We start from the raw sequence: 24,771 nt of genomic DNA, 5'->3' as shown, positions 1-24,771 counted from the left end.
CGTGCTATTTCATTTTATTTAATGGTCCCTAAGCAAGTGCTACCGCACTGTTTTCCTCCGGTTCCGGATGTAGTCCTCAAAGATATATTCGCCAAGCCCATCCAGTGAGCTGTAAAAAGCCTTTCCACCGTTCGTTTCGGTAAACTGGCGGACAAACTGCTGCAGGTAAGGATCCCGGGCAATCATAAACGTGGTAATCGGGATGTTCAGCCGCTTGCACTGCGCAGCCATATTCAGTGTTTTGTTGATCACCTTCCGGTCGAGTCCCATGCTGTTCTTATAATAGCGGTTGCCTTCTTTCAGGCAGGTGGGTTTGCCATCGGTAATCATAAAGATCTGCTTATTATGTGTCTTACGGCGGCGCAGCAGATCGGTCGCCAGCTCCAGGCCAGCCAGCGTATTGGTGTGGTAAGGCCCCACCTGCAGGTAGGGCAGGTCCTTCAACGCAATGGGCCAGGCATCGTTGCCAAATACCACAATATCCAGCGTGTCTTTCGGGTAACGGGTCCGGATCAGTTCCGCCAGTGCCATCGCCACCTTCTTGGCCGGTGTTATGCGGTCCTCGCCATACAGGATCATGCTGTGCGAAATATCAATCATCAGCACCGTGGAAGTCAGTGTTTTATAATCCCGCTCTTCTACTTCCAAGTCGCGCTCCGTAAGCCGGAAATCGCCAAGCCCATGGTTCACCTGGGCGTTGTGGATCGACGCCGTCATATCAATCTGATCGAGCGAATCCCCGTACTGGTACTCGCGTCGATCGGCATTTTTCTCTTCGCCAAGGCCGGATCGGTTGCTGTTGTGATTGCCCTTGCCGCTTTTTCGGAGCTTTCCGAAAATTTCTTCCAGTGCCGATTGGCGAATGGCCTGCTCGCTTTTTGCAGTAATGCGGATTTCGCCTCCACCGGGATCATCGCTGATATACCCGCGGTCTTTGAGCTCCTGGATAAAGTCGCCGATGCCGTAATCGTCGGTGGTCAGCCCATACTGCCGGTCCAGCTCATTCAGCCAGGCAAGGGCCTCCGCCGCATCGCCCGACGTATGCTGGAGCAGCTGCATAAAAAGTTTCAGCAGCTCGTCGAAGCTGCCCTTGGGCAGGGAGTCGGGGATGTATTTCGAAAAATGAAAACCACGCATAACGCAAAGTCGAAGGTACGGGTTTTATCACTAAAATCGATTCAGGGAGGTGTCATTTTTTGGATTCGAAACCAAAAACAATTTCCGTATCTTTCGTGAACATTATTTTACAAAACATTGTTTCCTATTAAACGAATGCCATTCCGTTTAATGGAAAACTGGTGAAAAATCATGGGGCAAAACAAGCTTTACTGCCGTTATAAACAAAAATAATGTCTTTATGAGATCGATATGGAAGTGGATCATCGGCGCGGTGGCCATGCTGTTGGTGGCAGCCTTTGCGGGCTCCTGGTACCTCAGCCGGCATTGGAAACCCCTATTGTACGATAAAATCCGCGAAGCGGTTATCCGTTCGACAGATAGCCTGTACCGGATCACCTATGACGACCTGGATTTCAGCCTGATTACGGGAAACGCCTCCATTAAAAACCTGCGGCTAACCCCTGATTCCGGTGTGTATGCACGTTTACAGGAGCAGCAACTGGCGCCCGATAACCGTTACGACATCCATGTGGCCAGTCTCCGGATCCGGCGGTTCCATCCACGGCGCATGCTCGCCAGCCAGCAGCTGCACATCGATGATATTATCATCGACACGCCTGCTATCCGGGTAATCAATGAGTACCATGCCTATAACGACACCGTCGCGACCGAACGCGACAGCCGGACGCTGTACCAACGCATATCGGGCATGCTGCGGGCAGTCGGGGTGCAGTCGCTTCAGCTGAACGACATCAATTTCCGGTTTACCAAAAAGACAGACACCACCTTATCGGAAATGGCACTGCAGCACGTAAACCTCACTGCAAGGGATATCCTGATCGACTCGCTGTCGCAGTTTGACACTGCCCGGTTCTACCATACCCGTGCAATTGACGTAGACATCCCCGGCTTCCGCTGGGAAACGGCCGACAGCCTGTATTTCGTGCGCTTCGACCGCCTAAAGGTCGCTACGGGCGACAAGCGCGTCACCCTCACGGGCCTGCAATACGCCCCCGCGGTGGACCGCGCCGAATTTTACCGCCGCAAAAAGGCCGCAGCGGAAATGACAACGATCGCCTTTCCGACGATCCGGCTGGAAAACATCGACCTATACCGGTTCGTGCGGAATCAGAAAATCTATGCCGGTAGCCTCCACATAGACAGCGGTGTGGTGGACATTTTGAAGGACCTGCGTCATCCGCGGATAACGACAAACAAGATCGGAAAATCACCGCACCAGCTACTCCTGAAGATGCAGCAGCCATTGAAGATTGATTCGGTATTGCTGCGCGATGTCGCGATCCGCTACAGCGAAGTAAGTGCAAAGTACGGTAAAACAGGGGAAATCAGTTTCGACCGGACCAGCGGTGTGCTGTATAATGTAACCAATGATACCCTGGCACTGATCCAGAACAAGTCGTTGACTGCACGTTTTACCTCCTACCTCATGGACACCGGCAAGCTGGATGTGGTATTTGATTTTGACATGCTTGACAAGCGTGGTGCCTATACCTACAAAGGAACCCTGGGTCCGATGGATGGCCGGTCACTCAACCGCATCATTACCCCCCTTCTTAATGCCCAGGTCACGAGTGCGAATATCCGCGGAGTCAGTTTTGTGATGCAGGCAGATGATTACCGTTCCCGCGGGTCGCTGCGCTTTGACTATCGCAACATGCGGCTTAACCTACTTACGCCGCCGGGCACGGAGGGGAAAAATTCGATGCGGGTAGCCTCTTTCCTAGCCACCAGCTTTGTAATCAACGACAGTAACCCGGATGCCAATGAAGTGTACCATACCGGCACCATCAATTATCGGCGGCCGGAGACCTATTCCTTTTTCAAAACCTTGTGGAAAAGCCTACTGGAAGGCATTAAGCAATGTGCGGGAATCAGCAAAGAACGGGAGCAGCGCCTGATGAATACAGCGGAAGAAGTGAAGGAGATCAAAGAAAAAACCGGCGGGTTCTTCAGGCGGATTTTCAAGAAACGGGACTCAGGGACTGGGAACGAGTAAACGGCGATCGGTCTGCTGACACGTTAAACCGAGACATTTGCAAATAACGAAATGCGTGAGGTAGCCCTTTGGATATGGACCGTTCAACTCACGTAGTCGACACAGCCCCCACAACAGTCCACGGACCACTCATCACCGGCCACAAATCACCCTTTGCCGCTGAACAAATCCTGAAACCAGGTAAAAATGTTCTTTTTCGGCGGAAGCCCAGCCAGATCCCGTTCTACATCCACGGCTTCCCGACGGGTAAGCAGCTCCATTTCCATCCGCTGATCCACTATCGGGCGGTCGTAATTGTCGGTGGGTACCGCCGCAAGGCTATCGATCACCTCGATGCCTTTAACTACTTCGCCGAACACAGTATACTGCTGGTCGAGGTGGGGTACGCCGCCCTGTATTTTGTATACTTCACGCTGGTATGGCGGAATCTTCCGCCCGCCCAGACGCATTTGTTCCAGGCTGTCCAATCCGCGGTCGGTAAACGTACGGCCCTGCACCAGGTAAAACTGTGAACCGTGCGATGCTTTGTCCGGGTTGTCATCCCGCGCGGCACCAATCGCCCCTTTCTTATGGAAAAGGCTATCCACCATTTCCGCGGGAATGGTATAACCCGGCCCGCCATCGCCGAGCTGCTGGCGTTCGGCAGCATACCGCGAGTCGGGGTCACCTCCCTGAACCATAAAGTTTTCGATCACGCGGTGAAACAGCAGGTTGTTATAGTAGCCTTCGCGCACCAGTTTGATAAAATTATCCCGATGCTGGGGTGTTTCATTATATAACCGGAGAATGCACGTTCCCTTAGGCGTGATGATCCGTACGTATTTAAGCGGTGGCGCCGCCGCGCAAAGTGCGGTCTGCAGCACGGCCAAGCTTATTATTAAGAGAATTTTTTTCATGTTCGTTTTTCTATTTTCCGCCGGTCATTCGTGCAGTTGAGCGCTCCGGTCAACCGTTAACGTCCATTGACATCGCGTCCTCAAAATAATCAATAATGAGCGACTTAATAATCATTTCCTGTTCCAAAAGCGTATAATTGGGAATAGGCTTAACCAACTGCCAATGCGGCCAGCCATCCTGGTCGAGCCCTTCAAGCTCGTAGAATCCCATCGAGCTGAACAGGCGGCAGGTAGCAATATGCATCAATTCTTCCTTCTGCCGCTTGCTGAACTTCATAGGGCCTTTACCCAGTTCCTGCACGCCGATGAGAAATAACATAATTTTTATGTCCGGCATTTCCATATCGAACGCTTGCGCAGTATGGGCTTGCAGCGCCGCCCATTTTTTGTTGATCTCTGAGGCTTTCACGGAACAAATATACGGATTAATCGGAGCGCTGGCCATGTGTAGTTGCGCCACACTTTGTAGCAATTGCGCAACAAGCTGATCCGCGCCAGGCGGAAAACAATACCCCACACACCTTTATTCGCTGCTTCCCAAAGGAAAAAGGAAATTGCTATCGGATTGATTGCCAGATCAGTTGACCAAAAAGAATAAAAAGGCTACGACAGCATTGCCCCCAATTTTCCAACTTGGCACAATATTGTTATTACAGGGAGCGAACTTAAAATGATACGCAGTAAAAGCATAAAAATATAGCGCTCCCCGATTGGAACGCTGAAAAAGAACAGCATTACTTAGTATAGTATGAACTGTTTGTTTTAGTATCTGGAAAAGGCGTCGCTTCGGTGACGCTTTTTTTTGTCTATACCGCTCCTCAACGATCAGGACGCGCAAAAGAACAGGTAATAATGCAGCGGATTCAGGTGTTTCCCGGCTCCATGCTATTTCCACAGCTGCAATAACGCATTGCAGCGCGTTTCAACCAGCCGGTATACCGGTTCGAACATCCCATCGTCGTAATAGGGGTCCGGCACCTCCTGATCGTCCAGAAACAGCCGAATACGGGCACGTTGCTCCGGTGTCTGTGCCATGGCCAGTACATGCCGCAGGTTAGAGCGGTCCATTACCAGTACATGATCGTAGTCATCCAAGTGGCGGGGGTGCAGCTGCTGAGCACGTTGCCCGCTGATATCCACCCCGAATCGCCTGGCAACGGCAATCGCACGGCGGTCGGGTGCTTCACCCACGTGCCACCCACCTGTGCCGGCAGAGTCGATTACCCAGTCAAGGCCCTCGGTTTCCACCAACGCCTGCATTACGCCATGTGCCAGCGGCGAACGGCAGATGTTACCCAAACAAACCATCAGTATCTTCATTCGATTATTTTTTTCCATAACGGCTACTCCGGAGAAAGCTGTGTTTAAAAGCGTCCCCCCAGGCACATGCCTGATCAGTTAATCCGCTTGATTTACCGAAGCCCGTTGCCGCTCCAGCGAAAGGGCGATAAACATGATGATGACCCCAATGGTCAGCGAAACGTCGGCCATATTAAATATGCCCGTCTGAAATACCACAAAATCAATGTGCATAAAATCCGTTACCGATCCATGCCGCCACCGGTCGTAGAGATTACCCAGTCCGCCACCAAGCGCAAAACTGAGACCCAGCGCAAGCAGGTTGGCCATACGGTGCTGCGTAAACAGGTAATATAAGCCATAAAGCAGCACCAACAGCGGCACCACCGAAAGCAGGAAGAAACGAACCCCTTCAGGCAGCGTATGTCCCAGGCTTAGAAAGGCACCGCGGTTTTCCACCTTCGTAAAAGTAAAATACCCCGAAGCCAGTTTCAGCTGTTCACCATAATCAATTTGCTGTCTTGCGATGGTTTTGGACACCTGGTCGCAACTGACATTGCAGGCTACGAGCAGCAAAAGTACAACCGCGCGTATCATTTTTCTATAGGCCATATATCGTCCTTTCCGGCATTTTTTAGCCTGTCTATCGGCTGTCCGGCGCCATAAAGAACGGAATAAAAACGGTTTCGCACAAATTAAAAGCCCCGTCGGTGTTTCCGGAATACAGGAAACCACCGACGGGGAAGATGGAGGTTGATTGAAGTCTGCTGTTACTTGGCCTGCTCGATCCGATACGTGCTGGTTTGTGTAAACGTGTTGCCATAATCGTCCGTAGCCCTTACTTCCACGGTATGTGTGCCGATCGCCAAATTAGTTGGGATCGCCGCCCGCCAAACGTGGGTGCTAGGCACCGCATCGGTCGGCCGTCTTCCCGGAATAAGTTCTTCGGAATTATCCCAGGGGTGCACCAGTGCCAGGTATGCGGGGTCGGCCGATTGTACCGGGGTCATTCTGCGCCACTCACCGTCGTCCACGCGGTATTCCACCGTGTTGCCATGATGGCCCATGAAAAAGTTAGCAAAAATGCCTGCGCGTGTACGCTGTCCCTGCGCCACAACTTTCGGATTGAACACGTTGATCTGATAATCGGCCGGTTCCCCCGCTACTTTATATTCCAACCGGTATTGGTTATCCGCGATATGAAGAAAAGCGTATCCATTGGGCGTACCGTCGCGCATGGTGGCATCCGGCACGCCTTGCTTATTCAGCTGTCCCGAATACCAGTCGCCCGAAGTCGTACCCACATTATACTCGTGGTGCGGTTTTTCCTGCTGCCAACCATCTTCCCGGGTATAAAAATGCTGTGTCTGTGTATGCATGTGTGCCGACAGTGACAGCGTGTGCGGAAAATCGCGCAGCAGGTCGAACAGCCGCTGGCGGTCTTCCGGCCGGAACGTGTCGCCGTTGCGATGGTCAAGCGGAATGTGGAATGCCAGCACAACCAGTTTGTTTTTGTCGACAAACCGCAGGTCGTTTTCTACAAAATCCAGCTGGTCTTTGCGAAACCCGCCCCAATAGCCATTACCGTCCCGCGGGTCTGGATACAGGATGTCATCGAGCACAATAAAATGGGCATTGCCGTAGTTGAATGCGTAATTAGCCGGGCCAAAGTTCGCCTCATACGTTTCATCGGCGAGGGAATCCGCGGTCACATCATAATTCATGTCGTGGTTGCCCATCAGGTTGTACCAAGGAATACCGATTTTGGCTACCGCCTGTTTATAATCCGGATGCAGGCTCAGCACGTCGCCCACCAGGTCGCCAAGGCTGATGCCGAAAGCCACGTTGCGTATACCGGCCACTTCGGAAACGATGCCTTTGGCAAAAAATTCCATTTCTTCCTTGGTGTACGCCTGCGGATCACCAAAGACCAGCGCTTTAAAGTCGCCGGATTCATCCGCCGCTTCCAGCGCAAAATCGACTGATGCCGGCAACGCGCCTGTAGGAGCCACTCCCGGATACTCAAGCGTGGCGGGCGACCCGTCCGGCTTATGGATGTAATACGTTTTCGGCAGGTTAAATGCGTCCAGTGGCGCCTGATAGCCGGCTGGTTTAATCACAAAAATGACGTTGTCGTTGCCCACCGGAAGGGTGTACCGGCCGTCACGGTCAGTTTGCACCACCTGGACGCCATTGCTCACGGATACATTGGCCAAGCCTTTTTCGCTGCCATCGCGCTGTCCGTTCCGGTTGGCATCCTGATACACATACCCCGTTACCTGTCCCTGCGCCGCGGCACCGAGTGCCAACGTCAGGAAACAGCAGGTTAATCCTAATTTGTTCATTTGTTTGCTATTTATGTTAATGCTAATTATTGAATGGGAAAATTTCAGGCGCCGATTTATGGGCAACCAATATTTTATTCATGTCGTGTCGGATGGTTACCGTTCCCTGCTGCTCGTCGTAGGTAAAGTCGTCAAGTTCCCGGTTTACCGGAATAAATGACGGAATCACCGCTTTTGTATGTTCAGGCCGTACATGGCCATTGTTCTGCTCTTCACGCTGGGATATCGGGAACCGGATACCCAGGTCGGTCATCCGCCGCCCCTCAGCTATAAAAATTTCCTGCCGGAGCAGGTAAATCAGGTACAGCAGGCCGTCCTGGCTGACAGCGGCATCCAGTTGCGCTTCGCTAACGCTGGTGCCCGATACTGTGTAGGCAGGAATGAGGCCCGCCTGCCGGTCGAGGACCAGTCCCGCTACCGGATCGCTGTCCGCATCAAAGCGTACGGATACGGCAGTAAGCGGATAATCGCCACGGTTACCGCCGTTACGGGTTTCCCGACTGTCATCCAGCATAACCACCGGGCGTTTGGCGACGGTTTCGGCAAGCAGCCGTCGAAGGGTTTCCCGGGCGGCCGGTAACTCATTCGCCGCAGCCTGGGCCTCAGCAATAATCAAAAATGCCTCTTCCGCTTTGGCAATGCTGATCGGCTTCTCGTCGTCAAAGACCACACCGGTCGTATGGAAATATTTAGGGTCGAGGAAATCCAGCCGCGGCAGCGGTGCAAACTGGTTGGTTGTGGAAGAGTATATGGCGCTTTGGAAATTGTTGGATGGCCCCGTCTGCGTGCCGTAATATACCTGGCTTAGCAGCAGCGGATTAGCCAGGGCCTCCTGCGCAAACCGGATGGCCTGCGCCGCGTCCCCAATGCGATAATAAATCCGCGCCGTCAGCAGCGCACAGACCAGTTTGTCATCCGGTTCAGCAAACAGCCCTGCGGCCTCATCGAGCAGCCCTACAGCGTTCAGCAGCAGCTGCTCCGGTTGCTGTACCTCGCCGAGTGGGCTTGCGGGCAAGGCTACGAAGAGTTCAGCCCCGAGGATCAGTGCGTATGCTTTACTCCGCAGCAATTCGGCACGCTGCTGTTGCGTGCTTTCCGGATCGCCGGGCAACACATCCGTCAGCCCAAATTCACTCATTTCCAGCAACTGGTGGATGGCTGTCTGGATACGGGTTACGTCAATATCAAAATAATTGATCTGCGGAACATCAAAAACCTTACTGCTCTGTGTGTAATTGTTAAAGTAATTGTCCGATACCAGTTCGGTAAATTCGGTCACCGTGCCCACCGTCTGGCTTAATTGCCTCCGCACACCGTTTACCCAGGTAACGGCCGACTGCGATCCGGTTAGGAACCGGTCTTCCGTAACATAGGGATTGGTTACCTCGGTAAGTTCGCACCCCGATAATAAGAGCGCCGTAATGACCAGTATGTTTTTATGTATTTTCATGGGATGCTTTTTATAGACTGACTTTTAATGAAAGAAGAAACTGCCTGGGTGCGGAATAAGTAGCATAAGCAATGCCGCCGGTGGTAGCACCGCCCTGGCCTGCGGCACTGCCGCTGATCGTGGCTTCCGGATCAAATGACGAGGTAGCAAAATTAAACGGGTTGATCGCGTTCAAACCAACCGTAAGCCCCTGCAGGCGTGAGCCAAGCTGCGCCCTGCTGAAGCTGTAACTGGCGCCGATTGTCCGGATCTTGATGAAATCGGTCTGCTCAATAAACATGTTGGTAAAATCCAGCCAGCCGGTACGCCCCCGCGGGGAGTTAATTTCCCCCTGTGGGATACCCTCATCGCCCGCGCCGTAGTTATAGCGGAACTGGCTGTCCCAATTGTTGGCAAAGGCACCTTGCTGGTAATCGGCATTCGCAAACAGGCTAAATCCTTTGTACTGGAAATCCAGACCCATGCTGCCGAACAGGTCCGGAATGGTCGTACCCAGGTATTGGAGCGGAATGGAGCGCTCCATGACGCCGTCTGCACCGAATATGCCGTAACTGCCCCGGATGAAACCGATGGGATATCCTTCCTGCACGACCGTCTGGATGGTGCGCTCGCTGAAACCGTTGATGTTAAACGGTGCGGCACCCCCTGCGCTGAGCACCTGGTTATGCAGTGTGTTAACCGCCAGGTTTATGCGCAGGGAGGTCGATGCGGTCTGTACCGCCGTAATGTTGGTGCTAAACTCCCAGCCTCTGTTCAGGATCTTGCCCACGTTGCGAAACGCATCGGATTCACCCGTAGACGGGGCCGACGGCACTTCAAACAGTGCGTCGTTGGTTATGGTGTGATAAAAGCCCGCCGAGAATACGATGCGGTCCTGCAACATACCAAGGTCGATACCCGCTTCGAACGTGCTGCTTTTCTCAGGCCGGAGGTCTACCCCCGGCGTACCGAAGCCCGCGGCCTGTTCGCCCAGGTATCCGGGAAACGACACCGTGCGCAGGTTGCGAAACGGCGGGGGAAAGTTCCCTGCGATGCCGTAACTGCCACGCACTTTGGCCGCCGAAAAGAACGGCAGCGTTTCCTGCCACCACGCGCCGGCAGAAGGAATATACGAAACCCCTACTTTAGGGTAATACTGCACGCCAATGGCTTCACCGAATGCGCTGTTACCGTCGCCACGTAGGCCAAGGTCAACAAACAGCCGGTCGCGGAATCCGATATTAGTCTGGGCATAAACGCCGTAGTTAACCACCTCATAATACACCTCATCACTGGTTTTCGTGGCAGCATCTGCGATGTTCCGCGCACCGTCGCGGATGTTGGTCCCCACGTACGATACCTGGCGGTCTTCATTTCTAAACAGTTGCCCACCAAGGGTAGTCACAAAAGAAAAGTCGCCCACATCTGCACGGTGCTGTCCGTTAAGTTCCAGCGTAAGGCCCCAGTACTTCCGCTCACCGTTGTTAATACTGCCCCGGTCGGTCGTCAGATTACCCGTTGTGTGGGTAAGGTACTGGTTGGTCTGGATCGTCTGGTTACGCAGCTGCCGGAAATCCACACCGCCCAATGCCTTTAGCTGCACACTTTTGACGGGGCGGTATACAAAGCTTTGCGATGTCTGAAAACGGTTGACCACAATTTCGTTATCCTGCAGCCGCTCGGCCTCATCAACATAAGCCATCATCCGCGCAAATTCCTCGTCGCCCTGCTCGTCGATCCGCGGGTTAAACCGCGGTTGCGGACCCGTAACGGCAGAGGCGCCGCTCTCTGTAAACCAAAGTGCTGTATAGCCCCCCTGGTTACCGTTCCGGTTGCGTTTGTACCGGTTATTAATGTAACTAAACGTGCTTTCATACGTCAACTCCTCGGCGAGGCTGGCCCGGAATCCCGTGCGCAGGTCGAGCCGCTCATTCTGATTCTGGTTGTACAGCTGTACGCCGCTGCTGTTCAGGTAACCACCGGAAAAGCTGTATCCCACACGCTCCCCGCTGCCGTTAATCGCCACGTTATATTTCTGGAATACACCCGGTTCAAAAAGCAGGTCCTTCGTCCGCTCAAAATGCAGGAAGTCCGTGGTCGGTGTTTCCCGTCCCACAGTAGCATCCACAATCACAGCCGTCCGGCTGGCCCCTCCTTTTTTGGTAAAAATCTGGATTACCCCATTTGCGGCATCAGAGCCATATAATGTCGTTGCCGCGCCGCCGTTAATGTATTCGATACGCTCAATATTCTCCATGGGAATATCCGCGATGGAACTGACGGCAGCACCCTGGGTGCTTCCCCCACCAATGGACGAGGCCGTATTGAGGTTATCCATGCGCACACCGTCTACATAGATCACGGGGGTAGAGTTCATATACGCCGAAACAACACCGCGCGCCCGGATGATGGACGTCGCTCCCGCCTGGCCGCCGGTCAGCCGGATCTGCGCATTCGGCAGTTTCGCCTGCAGAAGCTGGTCAATACGCCCGGCTGGGGTTCTTTCCAGTTCCTCGCTGCCAATGCTGGTCACATTGGTCGAAAGTCGCCTTTTACTGATGTCCAGCCCCTGGCCGGTCACCACCACCTCATCCAGCCCCAGCAGGTCCTGCTCAAGATAAACCGAAACAGGCGTTGCACTGGCTGCCCGCTGGATAGTAACCTGCTGCGACTTGAAGCCCACACTGGATATGGTTAACAGCACCTGCGACTCCCCGTTGGGCCAGCGCAGGCTAAACGCACCGTCGGCCGCCGTCTGCGACACCCATGAAGTGCTTGCAATGGTCACCGAAGCGCCCCGGATCGGTTCGCGGGTGCGCATGTCCAGCACCACACCCTGTATGGTCGGCTGTTGGTTGATTTCAAGTCGGGCCGCTCGGTCCAGGTTGTGCGGCGGGAGTCCGGCAGGCGTACCGCCTTTGGCAAAGGGCGACGCTAACAATGCGGGGAATAACACAAAAAATAAACAGTTCCTCATCGTATAATAAATAGTAGTTGGCGCATACAAAACCCGCGTCAATCGCTGACAAAAGCAATAATCAGGGGGTTTTAACTGCCGGCAAAGGTAGTCCCGGGGGGTTAAGCGCACATTAAACCTGTATTACATTTGAATCCGGACGGCGATTGCCCGGTTAAATTATCCTTCTTTCCTTGCGCGCTACGCAAAATGTGGTTAACTTTAATTGGAGTTTAACCCTTTACTGCTATGGAGATAAACTATGTTATCGTCGGATTAGTCGGGTTAGCCGTGCTAATCCTGCTGATCTGGCTGATCCGCCGGAACCGGAAAGACCGGAAAAATCTTGAGCGGAAGCTAAACCTGTCCGATTTGGAACCCGAGAAACATCGGGATGAAGAAATATAACCGGAATGGTTGCCGGCTGATGAAGCAAAATAGCACATTAATTGAACCGTATGGATCTACAAAAACTCGCACAGAAATTTAATATCAAGTCAGAACAGGAAGATTATAATGTCATTCACGATACCGTAGAAAAAGGTATCTTTTTCAAGGGAACCAACCTCTGGATCCTGATATTCGCCATTCTCATTGCCTGTGTGGGACTCAACGTAAATTCAACGGCAGTTATCATTGGAGCGATGCTGATTTCCCCTTTGATGGGACCGATACTGGGCATGGGATACAGCTTGGCGACCTACGACTTCGGGTTGTTGCGGAAGTCGCTGGTAAATTTCGGATTCGCAGTCGCTTCAGGGCTGGGTGCTTCTACCCTGTATTTCCTCGTCACGCCCCTGGCAGAAGCCCACTCTGAATTATTGGCACGCACACAACCCAACATCTATGATGTAATCATTGCCCTTGCCGGTGGATTGGCCGGCATTGTGGCACTCTCCAGCAAACAAAAAGGCAATGTAATCCCCGGAGTTGCCATCGCAACCGCGCTGATGCCGCCGCTTTGCACCGCCGGATATGGGTTGGCCTCAGGTACCTGGAATTACTTTTTCGGGGCGTTTTACCTCTTCACTATCAACACGGTATTTATTGCCGTAGCCACGTTGCTGATCGTGCGCTTTCTGAAGTACCCCATCTGGCAGGGCGTCGATGAAAACATGAAAAAGACAGCAAATCGCTGGGTCAGCTTTATCGCCACCATCACCATTCTGCCCAGCATCTATTTTGGCTATATCCTGGTTAAACAGGAACGATTTGCGCAAAATGCGCAATCATTTATACGGAATGAAACCAATATCGAAGGCGATTACCTCCTAAAGTCAGATATCGATCCGGCAAAACACACCATAAGGCTTGTTTATGGCGGGCGATTGATCCCGGAAGAGGTAAAGCAAACCATCATAGACAAAGCCCGGCATTACAACCTACGGGGGGCGACCATTAGTATCCAGCAGGGTTTTTCACTGGAAGAAGAGGGAGCCGAAGAGAATCTCTTGGCAATCAACACACAACAGGCCGAGATTAATCGGCTACGGGCCAATCTGGGAACAACGCTGCAACTGCAGGACAGCCTCAACAGACGAAAACACCTCGGCAAGCAATTGCTTCAGGAACTGAAGCCGCTGTACCCCGAAATTACCACATGCGGTGCCGCAGACCAAGTATTTTATAACGATTCGCTTCAGGCACAAAATTACCTAACCCTTGTTTTAGGATCGTCAGACCGACGGAAAACGCTCGCTAACCGCGAAAAACTGGAAGGGTGGTTCCGATCGAGATTGAACACCGATTCGGTCAAAATATACATCGAATAACACAATCTAATCAAACCATATCGGCTAAGGTGTGTTATACAACAACATGTCAGAAAATGGCTATGTCTAAGCAGCAACAGAAGCCATTGAAAAATGCTGACGGGCATGATAAATCCGTAACCCATGAAAAGCAGAGCACATATCAGGGGGCATCCGGTACACATGATCTTAGTTCCATTCCCTATCGCCTTTCTCTCAGGGGCTTTACTCTTTGATGTATTGGGAGTAATCTACCTCAGAAACAGTTTCTGGGTAACCGGCGGATACCTGGAACTTGCGGGGATTCTGAGTGGATTCATAGCCGCAATACCGGGATTAATCGACTATTTGTACACGGTTCCACCGCGTAGTTCGGCAAAGCGTAGAGCGGGCCTGCATGCAGTCGTCAACGTCGGCATGCTTACGCTATTTATCCTTGCGTATTTTAATCGATCCGATGCTTTTTCTATCCTCCCTGTTGTGTTGGAAAGCGGGGGCATTATCCTCTTGCTTATTGCCGGATGGCTGGGCGGTACGCTGGTTGTCCGCAACCAGATCGGTGTCAATCCCCGGTACGCAAACGCAGGTAAATGGCAGGAATTGCATTTTGATCAAAAAAGCACCCTGGTAAATGTAGCCAAAGCCGACACGCTGACCACCGACCAGATGATGCTAATCCATATCAAGAACAAGCGTGTCGTACTCGCAAAAACGGAGGATGGATACGTCGCGTTCAGCGACCATTGCAGTCACCGGGGCGGATCCCTGGCAGGCGGCAGTATGATCTGCGGTACTGTGCAGTGCCCATGGCATGGCTCGCAGTTCAATGTCCGAACGGGGGTGCCAAACGCCGGACCGGCTGAAAAAGGGTTACAGACGTACGAAGTGGTTGAAAATGCCGGATATGTGTACCTGAACGCAGACACGCTGTAATGCCCCCGGTAACTAAAAAACAACATGTACGATGTAAATCGGCCCCCACATGTAATTTCGCTACCTTGTCCTTTCTACATGGTTAAAATTTGATAGTGACATCATAGGGAATATATTTTTCCCAAAACCAGGGTGTGTAGGTGTCTGCAACAGCATTTTCAAGAAGATACTTAAAAATACTTTCCGCATTGTCACTATTCGACAAAATCAGCATACCGACCTTTCTTTCCGGAAAAACGATGGAGAAATGCTGGAAGCCCTCACCGTGACCGGCTTTAAAAACCCCGGGGCCAAAGGGTGTCTGGAATACCACCCAGCCTAAACCATAACTCAACTGAATGTGATCATTTTGGTGCGTATCCCGATCATTTTCGGGACTGGTCGGGAATTGCAGCATTGAATGTATCCGGATCTGCGGACGGAACATTTCTTTTAGGCTGGCAGGATTCACCAATTTATTTTGCATCAGTGATTCCATGAAAGCGACATAATCATCTCCTGTAGTCTGCAACGTGCTTCCGGCACGCTCAACAGTGTATTTCTTAACGGGGTATACGTTTCCATCGGTATCATGACCTTGAGCGATTTGATTGCCGAAAGCTTCACTCCAGATATAACCGCTCCGTTTCATTCCCGCAGGGTCAAATATTAATTCCTGTGCCAAATCATTTAGACGTTTACCTGTAATATGCTCAATGACAAATTGAAGGTACCCCATTCCTTCACCTGAATATTGAAACTTGGTGCCCGGTTTGAATCGGACATGTAACTTCTGGTCAGGTTCAAACCAGCGCCAATTAGCAAAACCAGTCGTGTGACTAAGGCACATCCGGGCAGTGATCGTTTGATACAACGTATCGCTCTTCAAATCACTAAAATCCGCTCCCCAATAATTTTCACCTTTCGCCGGATAATCATACACGGGTCGGTCAAGATAGTCCTGCAAAGGCTTGTCCAGATCCAATTTCCCCTGCACGACCAATTTCATTACCAAGGTCGAAAAAACAGCCTTACTTAATGATGCGCCATAAATACTATTACTGGTGGCAAGCATCATGTTCCGGGCTTTGTTAGCATAGCCGAAAGCCTGCTTATAAACGGCTTTATAATCATTGAATACAACCACCTGCATGCCGTCTACTTTAGCGTCATGCATCAGTTGCCGAATTTTTTCAGTCAACGAATCTGTTGAGATAGCGGATCCGTCGATACGCTGAATCATGATGTCTTTCGAAGTTTGTGCCGAAAGTCCTGCCGGAATTGAAAGCACAATAAGCGCGAAAAAAAAGAATGCAAATTTCATGTCTGTTATTTTCGACCAAAGATCTGTCGAAAGGAAATGCCGTCAAACGACACTTCCACGACATACACACGACACCTGCACATGTGGGTGTTTAAACCTCTGTTCAGGCCTTCTTCAAAAAATGAACATACAGCGGATAATGAGCAGGTATTCCTTTTAGTGCCCTTATGGTATTGAGGATGCAAAAAATGGCGGCAGCAACATAACAAGCGATCATCAAAGGGAACCCGACCGGGAAATAAAGGACCATTATCATAAACGATAAAACAATGACCAGGGTAATCGTAATCTGGAAGTTGATTGCCTCCCGTCCCTGGCGGTTATATTCGGGATGCTCATCTCGCTTCATTGTCCATAAAACAAGCAATAAGATAATATTTACAAATGGCAACGCCAGCCCTAATAAAGGTAGTATATGATAGAGTGGTAATAATACAGGTTCGGAAGAGGATGACGTTGCGTTTGCTGGAACAAGGTCGACCGTACGAATCTGCAACGCGTCGGCCAGCAATTTCAGGGTTTGTCCCTGCGGTGTAACGACGCCGCTTTCGATACGCTGGATGGTGCGCGCAGTTACACCCGAAGCCTCCGCAAGTTGTTCCTGCGTCATGCCTTTCTCTTTTCGGTATCGAGCCAATAAAGAACCGCCCTTAAGTTTCATTGAGTAAAGATAATCTTCGGATTCCGAATTTAACTTATTCTGAATGCTTTATTCGCAAATTCAAATCTCAGATGAAAAACCACACCTAACCATTTTACTCAGTCCTGTTTGTTTCAACGCGGGTCAGAAGAGCGGAGGCTCGCTGAGCAGGATCTGCGGTCGGGAACCCGCTGCATAAAAAAATAAAAAATAAATTTTTATTGTTCGCAATCTGCGCTATATTTGCAGTCCCAAAAGAAAGGGAGATTAGCTCAGCTGGTTCAGAGCACCTGCCTTACAAGCAGGGGGTCACTGGTTCGAACCCAGTATCTCCCACTAAAAAAGCCTCACACCAATGTGGGGCTTTTTGTTTATAGCCCAGCCTCAAAGCACAACGGGTTCCTATATGCGAGGCTGCATTTCCTCAAGGATTTAAGTGGTACAAATCATTCCGCCATCAACGCCCACCCGGATCAACGATGGCTGCAAGACCCGCCTCATCACGAATGGCGATATCCCTGCCGTTCAGCTGGATAAGCCCGCCAGTGTTGAGCTCATTCAATACTTTAAAAAGCGTTTCATAGGTTGTCCCCGCGAAGGATGCGATATCCTGCCGGGTAATGGCGAAGTCCAGAAAGCCCACGTTATTGGTGCCGAATTGGTTTTTGAGGGTTAGTAATGCCTGTGCAATGCGCGGCTTAACGGGCATATGTGCCAGGTTACGCATGGCCCGGTGTGCTTCCTGCAGGTCGTTAGCCAGAAAACGCATCAGCGCATAGGTAAGCTCGGGGTTTACTTTTAAGGTGCTTTCAAAGAAAGGCATTTCCAGGTAGCACACACTCGTAGGTTCAAGGGCTGTCGCCGAAACGGGGTAGCGCGCCTCCTTGCCCAACCCCAGGTGACCCACTATATCGCCACGGCGCGCAAACCGCACAATCAGCTCCTTTTCATGATCCCAGCGCTGGTGGACTTTCATTACCCCGGAGTAGATGAAATAAATACCCTTCACCACATCGCCTTCGGTAAAAGCCTGCTGCCCCTTCCGGAGCAGGATGACTTTCCGGTTAAGCTCCACTGCCGGAATCCAGTCGGGCAGGCAGAGCCTGCACAAGATACAATCGCTGAGGTTACACGAAGGATGGTTTTGCTTCATATACCGCAATAGTACGAAAATTCTGTGGGATAAACCGCGATTGAACTATTTTGAAAAACATTGTACAAACAATAAAAATATAAATCAATATATATATTGAATGGTAAAATATATTATTTGTACAATATAAAATGTTTTTTATAATTTTACCCACGGAAGCCCGGGAATCACCCTACGACCCTGGCCACAGCGGAGCAGAGGTCTCCGGGAACCTGCGACGACTTCCGTCCATTCGTGAACGTTAAATTCGATACCATGGCAACATTAGTTCATTCGGATACCGACGGTACCCACGACCGGCATTCCGGCCATCACCGGGAAAGTTTCATTTCCCGGTATATTTTCAGCACCGACCATAAAATGATCGCCAAGCAGTTCCTGGTTACGTCCATCACCATGGCGTTTGTGGCCCTGTTGCTATCCATCCTGTTTCGCATCCAGCTCGGCTGGCCGGACCGGGAATTTCCCATACTGGAGCTATTCCTCGGGAAATGGGCCGAGGGCGGTCGGATCAACCCCGACTTCTACCTCGCGCTGATTACCATACACGGCACCATTATGGTGTTTTTTGTACTTACTGCCGGACTGAGCGGCACTTTTGCTAACCTGCTCATTCCGCTGCAGGTGGGTGCGCGGGATATGGCGTCCCCTTTTATGAATATGCTTTCATACTGGTTCTTTTTTGCGTCGTGCGTGGTGCTGATGTCGTCCCTCTTCATCGAAACGGGTCCGGCCAGTGCCGGATGGACGGTCTATCCGCCGCTTTCGGCCGTCCCCGGGGCCATCCCCGGGTCCGGGCTGGGCATGACCCTGTGGCTGGCCAGCGTCATCCTATTTGTAACTTCATCGGTTTTGGGCTCCATCAACTACATCAGCACGGTGCTCAACCTCCGGACACGTGGCATGGATTTCTGGAAAATGCCGTTAACGGTATGGGGGCTTTTCCTGACCGCTGTACTGGGGTTGCTCACCTTCCCCGTGCTGGTGGCAGGTCTGGTGCTACTGATTTTCGACCGCAGCTTCGGAACGAGCTTTTACCTCAGCGACCTGGTTATCCAGGGGAAGATCCTGCCCAATGAAGGAGGCAACCCCATCCTTTGGGAACACCTGTTCTGGTTCCTGGGTCACCCGGAGGTTTATATCGCGATCCTGCCCGCCTTCGGCATTGTTTCGGAGGTGATGTCCGTCCACTCCCGTAAACCGATCTTCGGGTACCACGCCATGGTGTATTCCCTGATGGGCATCGTCGTGCTGTCATTTCTGGTATGGGGCCACCACATGTTCGTGTCGGGGATGAATCCGTTCCTGGGGGGCGTGTTCATGGTAACCACCCTGATCATCGCGGTGCCGTCAGCCATCAAGACGTTCAACTACCTGGCAACACTGTGGCGGGGAAGCATCCGGTTTACGCCCCCGCTGCTGTTCGCCCTCGGCTTCGTATCCTTCCTGATTTCCGGCGGATTGACGGGCATCTACCTGGGGAATTCCACCCTGGATATCGGCCTGCACGACACGTATTTTGTTGTTGCGCATTTCCACCTGGTTATGGGATCAGCCTCTGTTTTCGGCATGCTTGCCGGTGTTTATCATTGGTTTCCGAAAATGTATGGGCGAATGATGGATGAAAAACTTGGTTACCTGCATTTCTGGGTGACGTTTGTCTGCGCCTACTTCGTATTTTTCCCGATGCACTTCATGGGGATCGATGGCGTCCCCCGGCGGTACTATGCCTTTACGGAATTTCCGTCCATGGAACACTGGCTGTCGGTCAATGTGTTCATATCCTGGTCGGCCATCATCGCCGGCTTCGCGCAGGTAGCCTTTCTGTTCAATTACATTTATTCTGCATTTTACGGAAAGAAGGTCGGGCAGAACCCCTGGCAGGCCAATACGCTGGAGTGGACCACCCCCGTGGAGCATATCCACGGAAACTGGCCGGCAGAGTTGCCCACGGTTTACCGCTGGCCATATGACTACAGCAAACCCGGGCATCATGCGGACTTTATCTGCCAGACGGTTCCTTTTTCACAGACCATGGAATCCAACCTGCCGCACGATTTCGACGGCAACCCGGAAGGGGAACGTTACCAGCGGGAATGGGAGGCCGCCCGCCAACGTGAGGGCCAGGCCAATGAAACATAGTGCGGTGCAATCCGTTTGGAGAATGCTGTAAAAATTACCATCTTTATGGTATTATATCCCATATGGCATACGATACGGCATTAGCGGAAAAAGTAAGGGCCTATTTGACAGGTATCACCGGCCTGGTTCTTGAAGAAAAGAAAATGTTCGGTGGACTGGCGTTTCTCGTTAATGGAAAAATGTGCATCAACGTGAGCGACAATAACCTGATGTGCCGTTTTGATCCGGATACCCTGCCGACGATCTCCAAACGCCCGGGGTACCATCCCGTGGTGATGAAGGGCAAGAGCCTGCCGGGCTATTGCTATGTCAGTCCCGACGGATACAACCGGCCAGCCGATTTTGCGTATTGGCTGGAGTGCTGCCTGTCATTTAATGACCGGGCCAAGGTATCCCGGCGTCACCGGTAAAGGGCCAACAAATGGATCAACTCACGCAAGCCAAAACCCCCGAAGACATCCCCAGGCTGTTCACCGAAGCCTGGAACGCCCGGCGTGCGGACTGGCTTGCCTCATTATTTGAGGAAGAAGCTGATTTCATTAACGTGGTGGGCATCTGGTGGGAAAACCGGTCGGACATCCAAAAAGCGCATGACTATGGTTTACGGGTTATCTTCAACGAATCGACCCTGAAAATCGGCAGGGTCAAGACGAAGCCTTTGGGCGATAGCCATGCGGTGGTGCATGCCCGGATGCGACTGACGGGCCAAACGCCCAAAGCACAGGCAGCGGCAAGTATACGGAATAACCTGTTCTTATTTGTGGTGCGGAAACACGGCGATCACTGGCTATGTGTGTCGGCACAGAATACGGATATCGTGCCGGGGGCTGAAACCCATCTCCGAAACGAAAAAGGGGAGCTTGTGCCGGCTGATTACCGGTCGTAATCCCAATCTCCATTCCCGTTCTCTCCGGTTTAAACACGCCGGAAACGAAACCGCAGCATTCCTGTATTAATCGTAAAATTTCCATGAAATTCCCACCCGCAGGTTGGCGTTGTTCATGGGGTACCGGCGCACGGTATAATAACCTACCGGCCAGACGTGCTGATTGGCAAAATTATAACTGAGGAACAGGTTGGCCCGCTTGAGTGTAGCCGTCGCCCAGACATCGACAATGGGATAGGTGGAAAACTCAATCCCTACGTTATCATTGTAAAACTGTCCGACGTTAATGGCGTACGACGGGGTACGGAACGGTGTGTTGAACCGCACATCAAAACCCAGGTTGAAATCGACTACCTTGTACAGCTTCCCGTTGTAGTAAAAGCTATGCCAGGTATACAGCTCGGGGATGGCAAGTACCGCATTATAGTCCGATTTCTGGTACACCGCGTAGTTATCAAAATGAAAACCGCCAAAGCGGAAGTTCTGTCCCACGGATAACTGTAATAAGTTGATGCTGTTATCCAGCTGTGCGGGCTCGATGACGCGGAACAGCCGCGGGTCATTTGCCTCATTGGCCACTTCCCGGAAGTAAAGGTGATTGGCAATCAAAAAATATGCAGCCTTACCCGAAAAACCGATCGCATCGTTTTCATAGGCAAAGGAGAAACTGGTTGTTTTTGTTTTTTCAAAGCTGCGGTCCCATTGGTGGTAGGTGTAATTTACCCGCTCATAAACCCGTTCCGGCGATTTATTCTGGGTATAGGCGCCCAGCTTTATCCGTCCGATGGTTTTGCTCAGCAGGAAATCGGCTTCCGCCTCATACAGGTAATCGCCGAAATTCTGCCCTTGTACAATCTGATTCAGGTCGCCGGTAATGCTCACACGGTCACTGAACCGGTAACCGATACCCGCCTTCAATGTACTGTTCTGCAAAAAGGCGCTGTAACCACGGTCGCGGTACCAGTGCATGTCGTGCCGGTAGCCCACGTCGAGCCGTACCTCGTTCTTAACAAACGACAGCGAGCTGCCCCGCAGGTAAAAGCGGTAGCCAAAATCGTTGGTAATGGTGGTCAGCCGCGTGGTGTCCTGCGTCAACACACTTTCGCCAAACGGAAAAGCACCGTAAACATCTTCCTCGTTTTTAAAGAATTCAAAACTGCGCGAACGCAGGCGAAAGCTGTGCCACATGCTGTTGGTCGGCAGTATCTGCTGTTCGGGCTCGCCGGCATTGATGGTGTCCAGCCGCCCCACAAACAGGCTCTGCCGGATAAAAATATTCTGGTCGCGCCAGGTATGCCGCGGCCGGTCGTCGCGCGTGGCCCGCAATCGTGTCGATTCGTCCTCGCTGGAAGGGCGTTCGCCATCGCGGAACACCGTGTCTTTCAGGATCGATCCGTTTTCCGTGGACATCAGTCGGTTAAATACGGCATTAGCCAATAAATTATAGCGGTGGCCCGGTGATTCATACCAGGCAAACAGGGCCGACTTCAGGTCGTTGTACCGCTGGTTGGCGTAATAGCCGTCGGCCCGGGCGGCATGGAACTCGCCCCCGACATTGAGTGACGGGTTGATGTTCTGGGTGACCTTGGCCCGTAAAACCTGGTCGTCAAAAAAGAAACCGACATTATACAGTTCCGAAAAAGGTGCCCGTGCCCGGTAATATTTTACAGAGTCGGGCTGATAAAGAAACCGCTCCAGGCTATGGAAACCCGGTTGGAATCCGATGGCTTTATCGGGTACGAAAAGCAGATCGCGCGTGGCCAGGCCATAACTGCCCAAATGAATGCTTGGGTTTCTCGGCTGATTCTGCGGATTGTAGTATTGGAAATTTTTATGGAGTGTATCAATCTGGTAGGTGTATGTCCCCCGGTTCATCATGGCCAGCGTGGTATAACGCACGTACCGCGCGGAATAGATGACGCTATCTTCCTTGTTATCCTCAGCAGCCCGCGCAGAATCCAGGGCGCTGCTCCACTCTTCTTCTACCTGAGCGTGCAGCAGCGTCACGGCTGCGAAAAAAAAACCCAGAAACAGTAGGACACCGCGGACTGATTTCATCACTGCAAAGCTACCAATTCTTTCAATATTAGTGTCATCTTCGGTTCGGCTGCGGCCGCTACCTCCACAATTTCCGCCAGTGATACCGGCTGGAGGGTTTCGTGGAAACCCTCGTCGGTAACGACCGAGATGGCGAAAACGGGCAGTTGCATATGGTTGGCGACAATCACCTCGGGGACGGTACTCATCCCCACAACATCGCCTCCGATCAGCCGCATGTACCGGTATTCGGCCCGTGTTTCCAGGTTGGGTCCGGGAGTAGCCACATAAACCGACCGGTGTACGCGTAGCTGGTGCTGACGGGCGATAGCCAGCCCCTGCTCACTAAGTTCCGGCGAATAAGGCCGGCTCATATCGGGAAAACGGGGACCGAACCGCTCATCATTACTTCCCCGGAGCGGGTTGTCGGGCAGCAGGTTGATGTGGTCATCAATAATCGCCAGGTCGCCCTTCAGGATCGCCGGGTTAAGCGAGCCGGACGCGTTCGACACAAACAGCTTCCGGATGCCCAGTGCTTTCATGACCCGGACCGGGAATGTGATCTGCTGCATGCTGTAACCCTCGTAATAGTGAAGACGCCCCTGCATAGCTACTACACGCCGGCCGTTGAGCACGCCGAAAATAAGCCGGCCGGTATGGAATTCAACCGTGGAAATGGGGAAATTAGGAATGTTGGAATACATCAGCCGGTGGCTGATGTCGATTTCGTCGACCAGCCTGCCCAGGCCTGTGCCCAGAATAATTCCGAATTCGGGTTCAAAATCGGCGATCCGCTGCCGGATAAACGCCGTGGTTTCTTCTACTAAATGGTACATACCGGATGTGTTGTATAAACGTGCCTATCCCCGGGTATCATGCTTGTGGTAAATACTCAGGTAACTTTCGTAACGGCTGGGTGCAATAGCTCCTTCTTCCAGCGCCGCCAGCACGGCGCAGCCGGGCTCATTGATGTGCCGGCAATCGTTAAAACGGCAGTCGTTCATCAATTCCCGCATTTCCGGAAAAAAGTGGCCGAGTTCCTGCTGTTCAATATCAATGATACCCAATTCGCGAATCCCCGGCGTATCGATCAGCTGCCCGCCGAAGGGTAACGGAATCATTTCAGCAAACGTGGTTGTATGCCGGCCCTTATCCGACCAATCCGATATATCGGCGGTACGCTGGCCGGCCGCAGGATTGAGTGCATTGATCAGGGTGGATTTCCCGACGCCCGAATGGCCGGATATCAATGTCGTTTTATCCTTGAGCACCTGCTTGACGATGTCCAGGTTGGTGCCTTCGAGCGCCGAGGTCTCGTAACAGGAATAGCCAATGTTACTGTAAATGGCTTCATATTCGTGCAGCACCTCGAGGCCTTCCGCACTGAACAGGTCCAGTTTATTGAAAATTAACCCAGCCGGAATCGCATAGGCCTCGGCGGTCACCAGAAACCGGTCAATAAACCCCAGTGAGGTAAATGGCGAGGCGAGGGTTACGACGAGCAGCGCCTGGTCTATATTGGCCGCAATGATCTGCGCCTGCTTGGAGAGGTTCACCGACTTGCGGATCATGTAATTCTCACGGTCGTGGAGTTGCGTAATCACGGCGGTTGACTGTTCAGGCTCGAGCGCAATGGTTACCCGGTCGCCCACTGCCACCGGATTGGTAGTTTTAATGTCCCTGGTGCGGAATTTCCCCTTGATCCGGCACTGGTAAACGCTACCGTCGTCTGCCAGCACATCATACCAGCTTCCCGTGGATTTGGTGACCAAGCCTTTCATGGTGCCGCGAAGAGGTAATATGCCGTGGGTTTTGCCATACGACAAAAATGGTAAATTTTTACATCATCTCATCACTATCCCTAT

General features: G+C 52.0%; 21 protein-coding genes and 1 tRNA gene. 8 read left to right on the top strand and 14 right to left on the bottom strand.

From position 1 onward, the window contains the following. Positions 1 to 39: 39 nt before the first annotated feature. Entirely contained in the window at positions 40 to 1,137 is a 1,098-nt protein-coding gene (locus tag ABWO75_RS07975; protein ID WP_353184333.1) for a vWA domain-containing protein, read from the bottom strand. Positions 1,138 to 1,357: 220 nt separating this feature from the next. Here ABWO75_RS07975 and ABWO75_RS07970 point away from each other — a divergent pair, with 220 nt between their 5' ends. Continuing rightward, the gene (locus tag ABWO75_RS07970) at positions 1,358 to 3,136 is read left to right on the top strand and encodes an AsmA family protein (RefSeq protein ID WP_353184331.1); all 1,779 of its coding nucleotides are present in this window, start codon (positions 1,358 to 1,360) and stop codon (positions 3,134 to 3,136) included. A gap of 146 nt (positions 3,137 to 3,282) precedes the next feature. Here the strand turns inward: ABWO75_RS07970 and ABWO75_RS07965 are convergent, their stop codons facing one another. From ABWO75_RS07965 to ABWO75_RS07935, 7 genes are all read right to left on the bottom strand, one after another. Then, positions 3,283 to 4,032: a peptidylprolyl isomerase gene (locus ABWO75_RS07965; RefSeq protein ID WP_353184329.1), complete on the bottom strand. Its 750-nt coding sequence runs from the start codon at positions 4,030 to 4,032 to the stop codon at positions 3,283 to 3,285. Between the two features lie 49 nt (positions 4,033 to 4,081). Then, positions 4,082 to 4,441, bottom strand: a complete 360-nt coding sequence (locus tag ABWO75_RS07960; protein ID WP_353184327.1) for a hypothetical protein — start codon at positions 4,439 to 4,441, stop codon at positions 4,082 to 4,084. Between the two features lie 476 nt (positions 4,442 to 4,917). After that, positions 4,918 to 5,352: a low molecular weight protein-tyrosine-phosphatase gene (locus tag ABWO75_RS07955; RefSeq protein ID WP_353184325.1), complete on the bottom strand. Its 435-nt coding sequence runs from the start codon at positions 5,350 to 5,352 to the stop codon at positions 4,918 to 4,920. Between the two features lie 78 nt (positions 5,353 to 5,430). Continuing rightward, entirely contained in the window at positions 5,431 to 5,943 is a 513-nt protein-coding gene (gene lspA / locus ABWO75_RS07950) for a signal peptidase II (protein WP_353184323.1), read from the bottom strand. 158 nt (positions 5,944 to 6,101) lie between these two features. Beyond that, the gene (locus ABWO75_RS07945) at positions 6,102 to 7,676 is read right to left on the bottom strand and encodes a calcineurin-like phosphoesterase C-terminal domain-containing protein (protein WP_353184321.1); all 1,575 of its coding nucleotides are present in this window, start codon (positions 7,674 to 7,676) and stop codon (positions 6,102 to 6,104) included. A 22-nt stretch (positions 7,677 to 7,698) separates the two neighbouring features. Next, a complete protein-coding gene (locus tag ABWO75_RS07940; RefSeq protein WP_353184319.1) occupies positions 7,699 to 9,126 on the bottom strand; it encodes a hypothetical protein in 1,428 nt (475 codons plus the stop codon). A 10-nt stretch (positions 9,127 to 9,136) separates the two neighbouring features. After that, the gene (locus tag ABWO75_RS07935; protein ID WP_353184317.1) at positions 9,137 to 12,082 is read right to left on the bottom strand and encodes a TonB-dependent receptor domain-containing protein; all 2,946 of its coding nucleotides are present in this window, start codon (positions 12,080 to 12,082) and stop codon (positions 9,137 to 9,139) included. Positions 12,083 to 12,310: 228 nt separating this feature from the next. Here ABWO75_RS07935 and ABWO75_RS07930 point away from each other — a divergent pair, with 228 nt between their 5' ends. The 3 genes from ABWO75_RS07930 (at position 12,311) to ABWO75_RS07920 (ending at position 14,745) form a co-directional block, all read left to right on the top strand. Further along, positions 12,311 to 12,469: a FeoB-associated Cys-rich membrane protein gene (locus tag ABWO75_RS07930; protein ID WP_353184315.1), complete on the top strand. Its 159-nt coding sequence runs from the start codon at positions 12,311 to 12,313 to the stop codon at positions 12,467 to 12,469. Between the two features lie 50 nt (positions 12,470 to 12,519). Next, the gene (locus ABWO75_RS07925; RefSeq protein ID WP_353184313.1) at positions 12,520 to 13,833 is read left to right on the top strand and encodes a DUF389 domain-containing protein; all 1,314 of its coding nucleotides are present in this window, start codon (positions 12,520 to 12,522) and stop codon (positions 13,831 to 13,833) included. Between the two features lie 123 nt (positions 13,834 to 13,956). Further along, positions 13,957 to 14,745 carry a Rieske (2Fe-2S) protein gene (locus ABWO75_RS07920; protein ID WP_353184311.1) on the top strand — a complete coding sequence of 263 codons (789 nt, stop codon included), beginning with the start codon at positions 13,957 to 13,959 and terminating at the stop codon, positions 14,743 to 14,745. 82 nt (positions 14,746 to 14,827) lie between these two features. Here ABWO75_RS07920 and ABWO75_RS07915 read toward each other — a convergent pair whose 3' ends face one another. Both ABWO75_RS07915 and ABWO75_RS07910 read right to left on the bottom strand, forming a co-directional pair. Further along, positions 14,828 to 16,048: a serine hydrolase domain-containing protein gene (locus tag ABWO75_RS07915; RefSeq protein WP_353184309.1), complete on the bottom strand. Its 1,221-nt coding sequence runs from the start codon at positions 16,046 to 16,048 to the stop codon at positions 14,828 to 14,830. A 103-nt stretch (positions 16,049 to 16,151) separates the two neighbouring features. Next, positions 16,152 to 16,709 carry a magnetosome magnetite crystal formation protein family gene (locus ABWO75_RS07910; RefSeq protein WP_353184307.1) on the bottom strand — a complete coding sequence of 186 codons (558 nt, stop codon included), beginning with the start codon at positions 16,707 to 16,709 and terminating at the stop codon, positions 16,152 to 16,154. A 240-nt stretch (positions 16,710 to 16,949) separates the two neighbouring features. On the opposite strand from ABWO75_RS07910, the gene ABWO75_RS07905 reads away from it, so the two are divergent. Then, a tRNA-Val gene (locus ABWO75_RS07905) sits at positions 16,950 to 17,024 on the top strand. 121 nt (positions 17,025 to 17,145) lie between these two features. Here ABWO75_RS07905 and ABWO75_RS07900 read toward each other — a convergent pair. Next, positions 17,146 to 17,841: a Crp/Fnr family transcriptional regulator gene (locus tag ABWO75_RS07900; protein WP_353184305.1), complete on the bottom strand. Its 696-nt coding sequence runs from the start codon at positions 17,839 to 17,841 to the stop codon at positions 17,146 to 17,148. A 255-nt stretch (positions 17,842 to 18,096) separates the two neighbouring features. Here ABWO75_RS07900 and ABWO75_RS07895 point away from each other — a divergent pair, with 255 nt between their 5' ends. From ABWO75_RS07895 to ABWO75_RS07885, 3 genes are all read left to right on the top strand, one after another. Beyond that, a complete protein-coding gene (locus ABWO75_RS07895) occupies positions 18,097 to 19,983 on the top strand; it encodes a cytochrome c oxidase subunit I (protein WP_353184303.1) in 1,887 nt (628 codons plus the stop codon). Positions 19,984 to 20,045: 62 nt separating this feature from the next. Further along, on the top strand, positions 20,046 to 20,393 hold the full coding sequence (locus tag ABWO75_RS07890; RefSeq protein ID WP_353184301.1) for a TfoX/Sxy family protein: 348 nt from the start codon (positions 20,046 to 20,048) through the stop codon (positions 20,391 to 20,393). 11 nt (positions 20,394 to 20,404) lie between these two features. Continuing rightward, positions 20,405 to 20,869, top strand: coding sequence for a YybH family protein (locus tag ABWO75_RS07885; protein WP_353184299.1), 465 nt, complete (start codon positions 20,405 to 20,407; stop codon positions 20,867 to 20,869). A gap of 66 nt (positions 20,870 to 20,935) precedes the next feature. Here ABWO75_RS07885 and ABWO75_RS07880 read toward each other — a convergent pair whose 3' ends face one another. Genes ABWO75_RS07880 through rsgA form a run of 3 tightly spaced genes read right to left on the bottom strand, consistent with a single transcriptional unit; the run spans position 20,936 to position 24,687 of the window. Beyond that, entirely contained in the window at positions 20,936 to 22,927 is a 1,992-nt protein-coding gene (locus ABWO75_RS07880) for a putative porin (protein ID WP_353184297.1), read from the bottom strand. Next, positions 22,927 to 23,742: a purine-nucleoside phosphorylase gene (locus tag ABWO75_RS07875; protein ID WP_353184295.1), complete on the bottom strand. Its 816-nt coding sequence runs from the start codon at positions 23,740 to 23,742 to the stop codon at positions 22,927 to 22,929. Before ABWO75_RS07875 ends, ABWO75_RS07880 begins: the two co-directional genes overlap by 1 nt. Positions 23,743 to 23,766: 24 nt before the next feature. Then, positions 23,767 to 24,687 (bottom strand): ribosome small subunit-dependent GTPase A, encoded by a 921-nt coding sequence (rsgA, locus tag ABWO75_RS07870; protein WP_353184293.1) that lies wholly within the window; start codon positions 24,685 to 24,687, stop codon positions 23,767 to 23,769. Positions 24,688 to 24,771 lie beyond the last annotated feature (84 nt).

This window comes from Parapedobacter lycopersici, assembly GCF_040395035.1.
GTDB classification, from domain to species: Bacteria; Bacteroidota; Bacteroidia; order Sphingobacteriales; family Sphingobacteriaceae; genus Parapedobacter; species Parapedobacter lycopersici_A.
Note: the sequence above shows the minus strand (reverse complement) of the source record. Positions and strands in the feature narration are given on the sequence as shown.

Excerpts from the sequence above, each read along its gene's own strand:
- ABWO75_RS07975 (WP_353184333.1), bottom strand. The coding sequence starts at position 1,137 with ATGCGTGGTTTTCATTTTTCGAAATACATCCCCGACTCCCTGCCCAAG.
- ABWO75_RS07970 (WP_353184331.1), top strand. The coding sequence starts at position 1,358 with ATGAGATCGATATGGAAGTGGATCATCGGCGCGGTGGCCATGCTGTTG.
- ABWO75_RS07965 (WP_353184329.1), bottom strand. The coding sequence starts at position 4,032 with ATGAAAAAAATTCTCTTAATAATAAGCTTGGCCGTGCTGCAGACCGCA.
- ABWO75_RS07955 (WP_353184325.1), bottom strand. The coding sequence starts at position 5,352 with ATGAAGATACTGATGGTTTGTTTGGGTAACATCTGCCGTTCGCCGCTG.
- lspA (WP_353184323.1), bottom strand. The coding sequence starts at position 5,943 with ATGGCCTATAGAAAAATGATACGCGCGGTTGTACTTTTGCTGCTCGTA.
- ABWO75_RS07945 (WP_353184321.1), bottom strand. The coding sequence starts at position 7,676 with ATGAACAAATTAGGATTAACCTGCTGTTTCCTGACGTTGGCACTCGGT.
- ABWO75_RS07940 (WP_353184319.1), bottom strand. The coding sequence starts at position 9,126 with ATGAAAATACATAAAAACATACTGGTCATTACGGCGCTCTTATTATCG.
- ABWO75_RS07935 (WP_353184317.1), bottom strand. The coding sequence starts at position 12,082 with ATGAGGAACTGTTTATTTTTTGTGTTATTCCCCGCATTGTTAGCGTCG.
- ABWO75_RS07930 (WP_353184315.1), top strand. The coding sequence starts at position 12,311 with ATGGAGATAAACTATGTTATCGTCGGATTAGTCGGGTTAGCCGTGCTA.
- ABWO75_RS07925 (WP_353184313.1), top strand. The coding sequence starts at position 12,520 with ATGGATCTACAAAAACTCGCACAGAAATTTAATATCAAGTCAGAACAG.
- ABWO75_RS07920 (WP_353184311.1), top strand. The coding sequence starts at position 13,957 with ATGAAAAGCAGAGCACATATCAGGGGGCATCCGGTACACATGATCTTA.
- ABWO75_RS07915 (WP_353184309.1), bottom strand. The coding sequence starts at position 16,048 with ATGAAATTTGCATTCTTTTTTTTCGCGCTTATTGTGCTTTCAATTCCG.
- ABWO75_RS07910 (WP_353184307.1), bottom strand. The coding sequence starts at position 16,709 with ATGAAACTTAAGGGCGGTTCTTTATTGGCTCGATACCGAAAAGAGAAA.
- ABWO75_RS07900 (WP_353184305.1), bottom strand. The coding sequence starts at position 17,841 with ATGAAGCAAAACCATCCTTCGTGTAACCTCAGCGATTGTATCTTGTGC.
- ABWO75_RS07895 (WP_353184303.1), top strand. The coding sequence starts at position 18,097 with ATGGCAACATTAGTTCATTCGGATACCGACGGTACCCACGACCGGCAT.
- ABWO75_RS07890 (WP_353184301.1), top strand. The coding sequence starts at position 20,046 with ATGGCATACGATACGGCATTAGCGGAAAAAGTAAGGGCCTATTTGACA.
- ABWO75_RS07885 (WP_353184299.1), top strand. The coding sequence starts at position 20,405 with ATGGATCAACTCACGCAAGCCAAAACCCCCGAAGACATCCCCAGGCTG.
- ABWO75_RS07880 (WP_353184297.1), bottom strand. The coding sequence starts at position 22,927 with ATGAAATCAGTCCGCGGTGTCCTACTGTTTCTGGGTTTTTTTTTCGCA.
- ABWO75_RS07875 (WP_353184295.1), bottom strand. The coding sequence starts at position 23,742 with ATGTACCATTTAGTAGAAGAAACCACGGCGTTTATCCGGCAGCGGATC.
- rsgA (WP_353184293.1), bottom strand. The coding sequence starts at position 24,687 with ATGAAAGGCTTGGTCACCAAATCCACGGGAAGCTGGTATGATGTGCTG.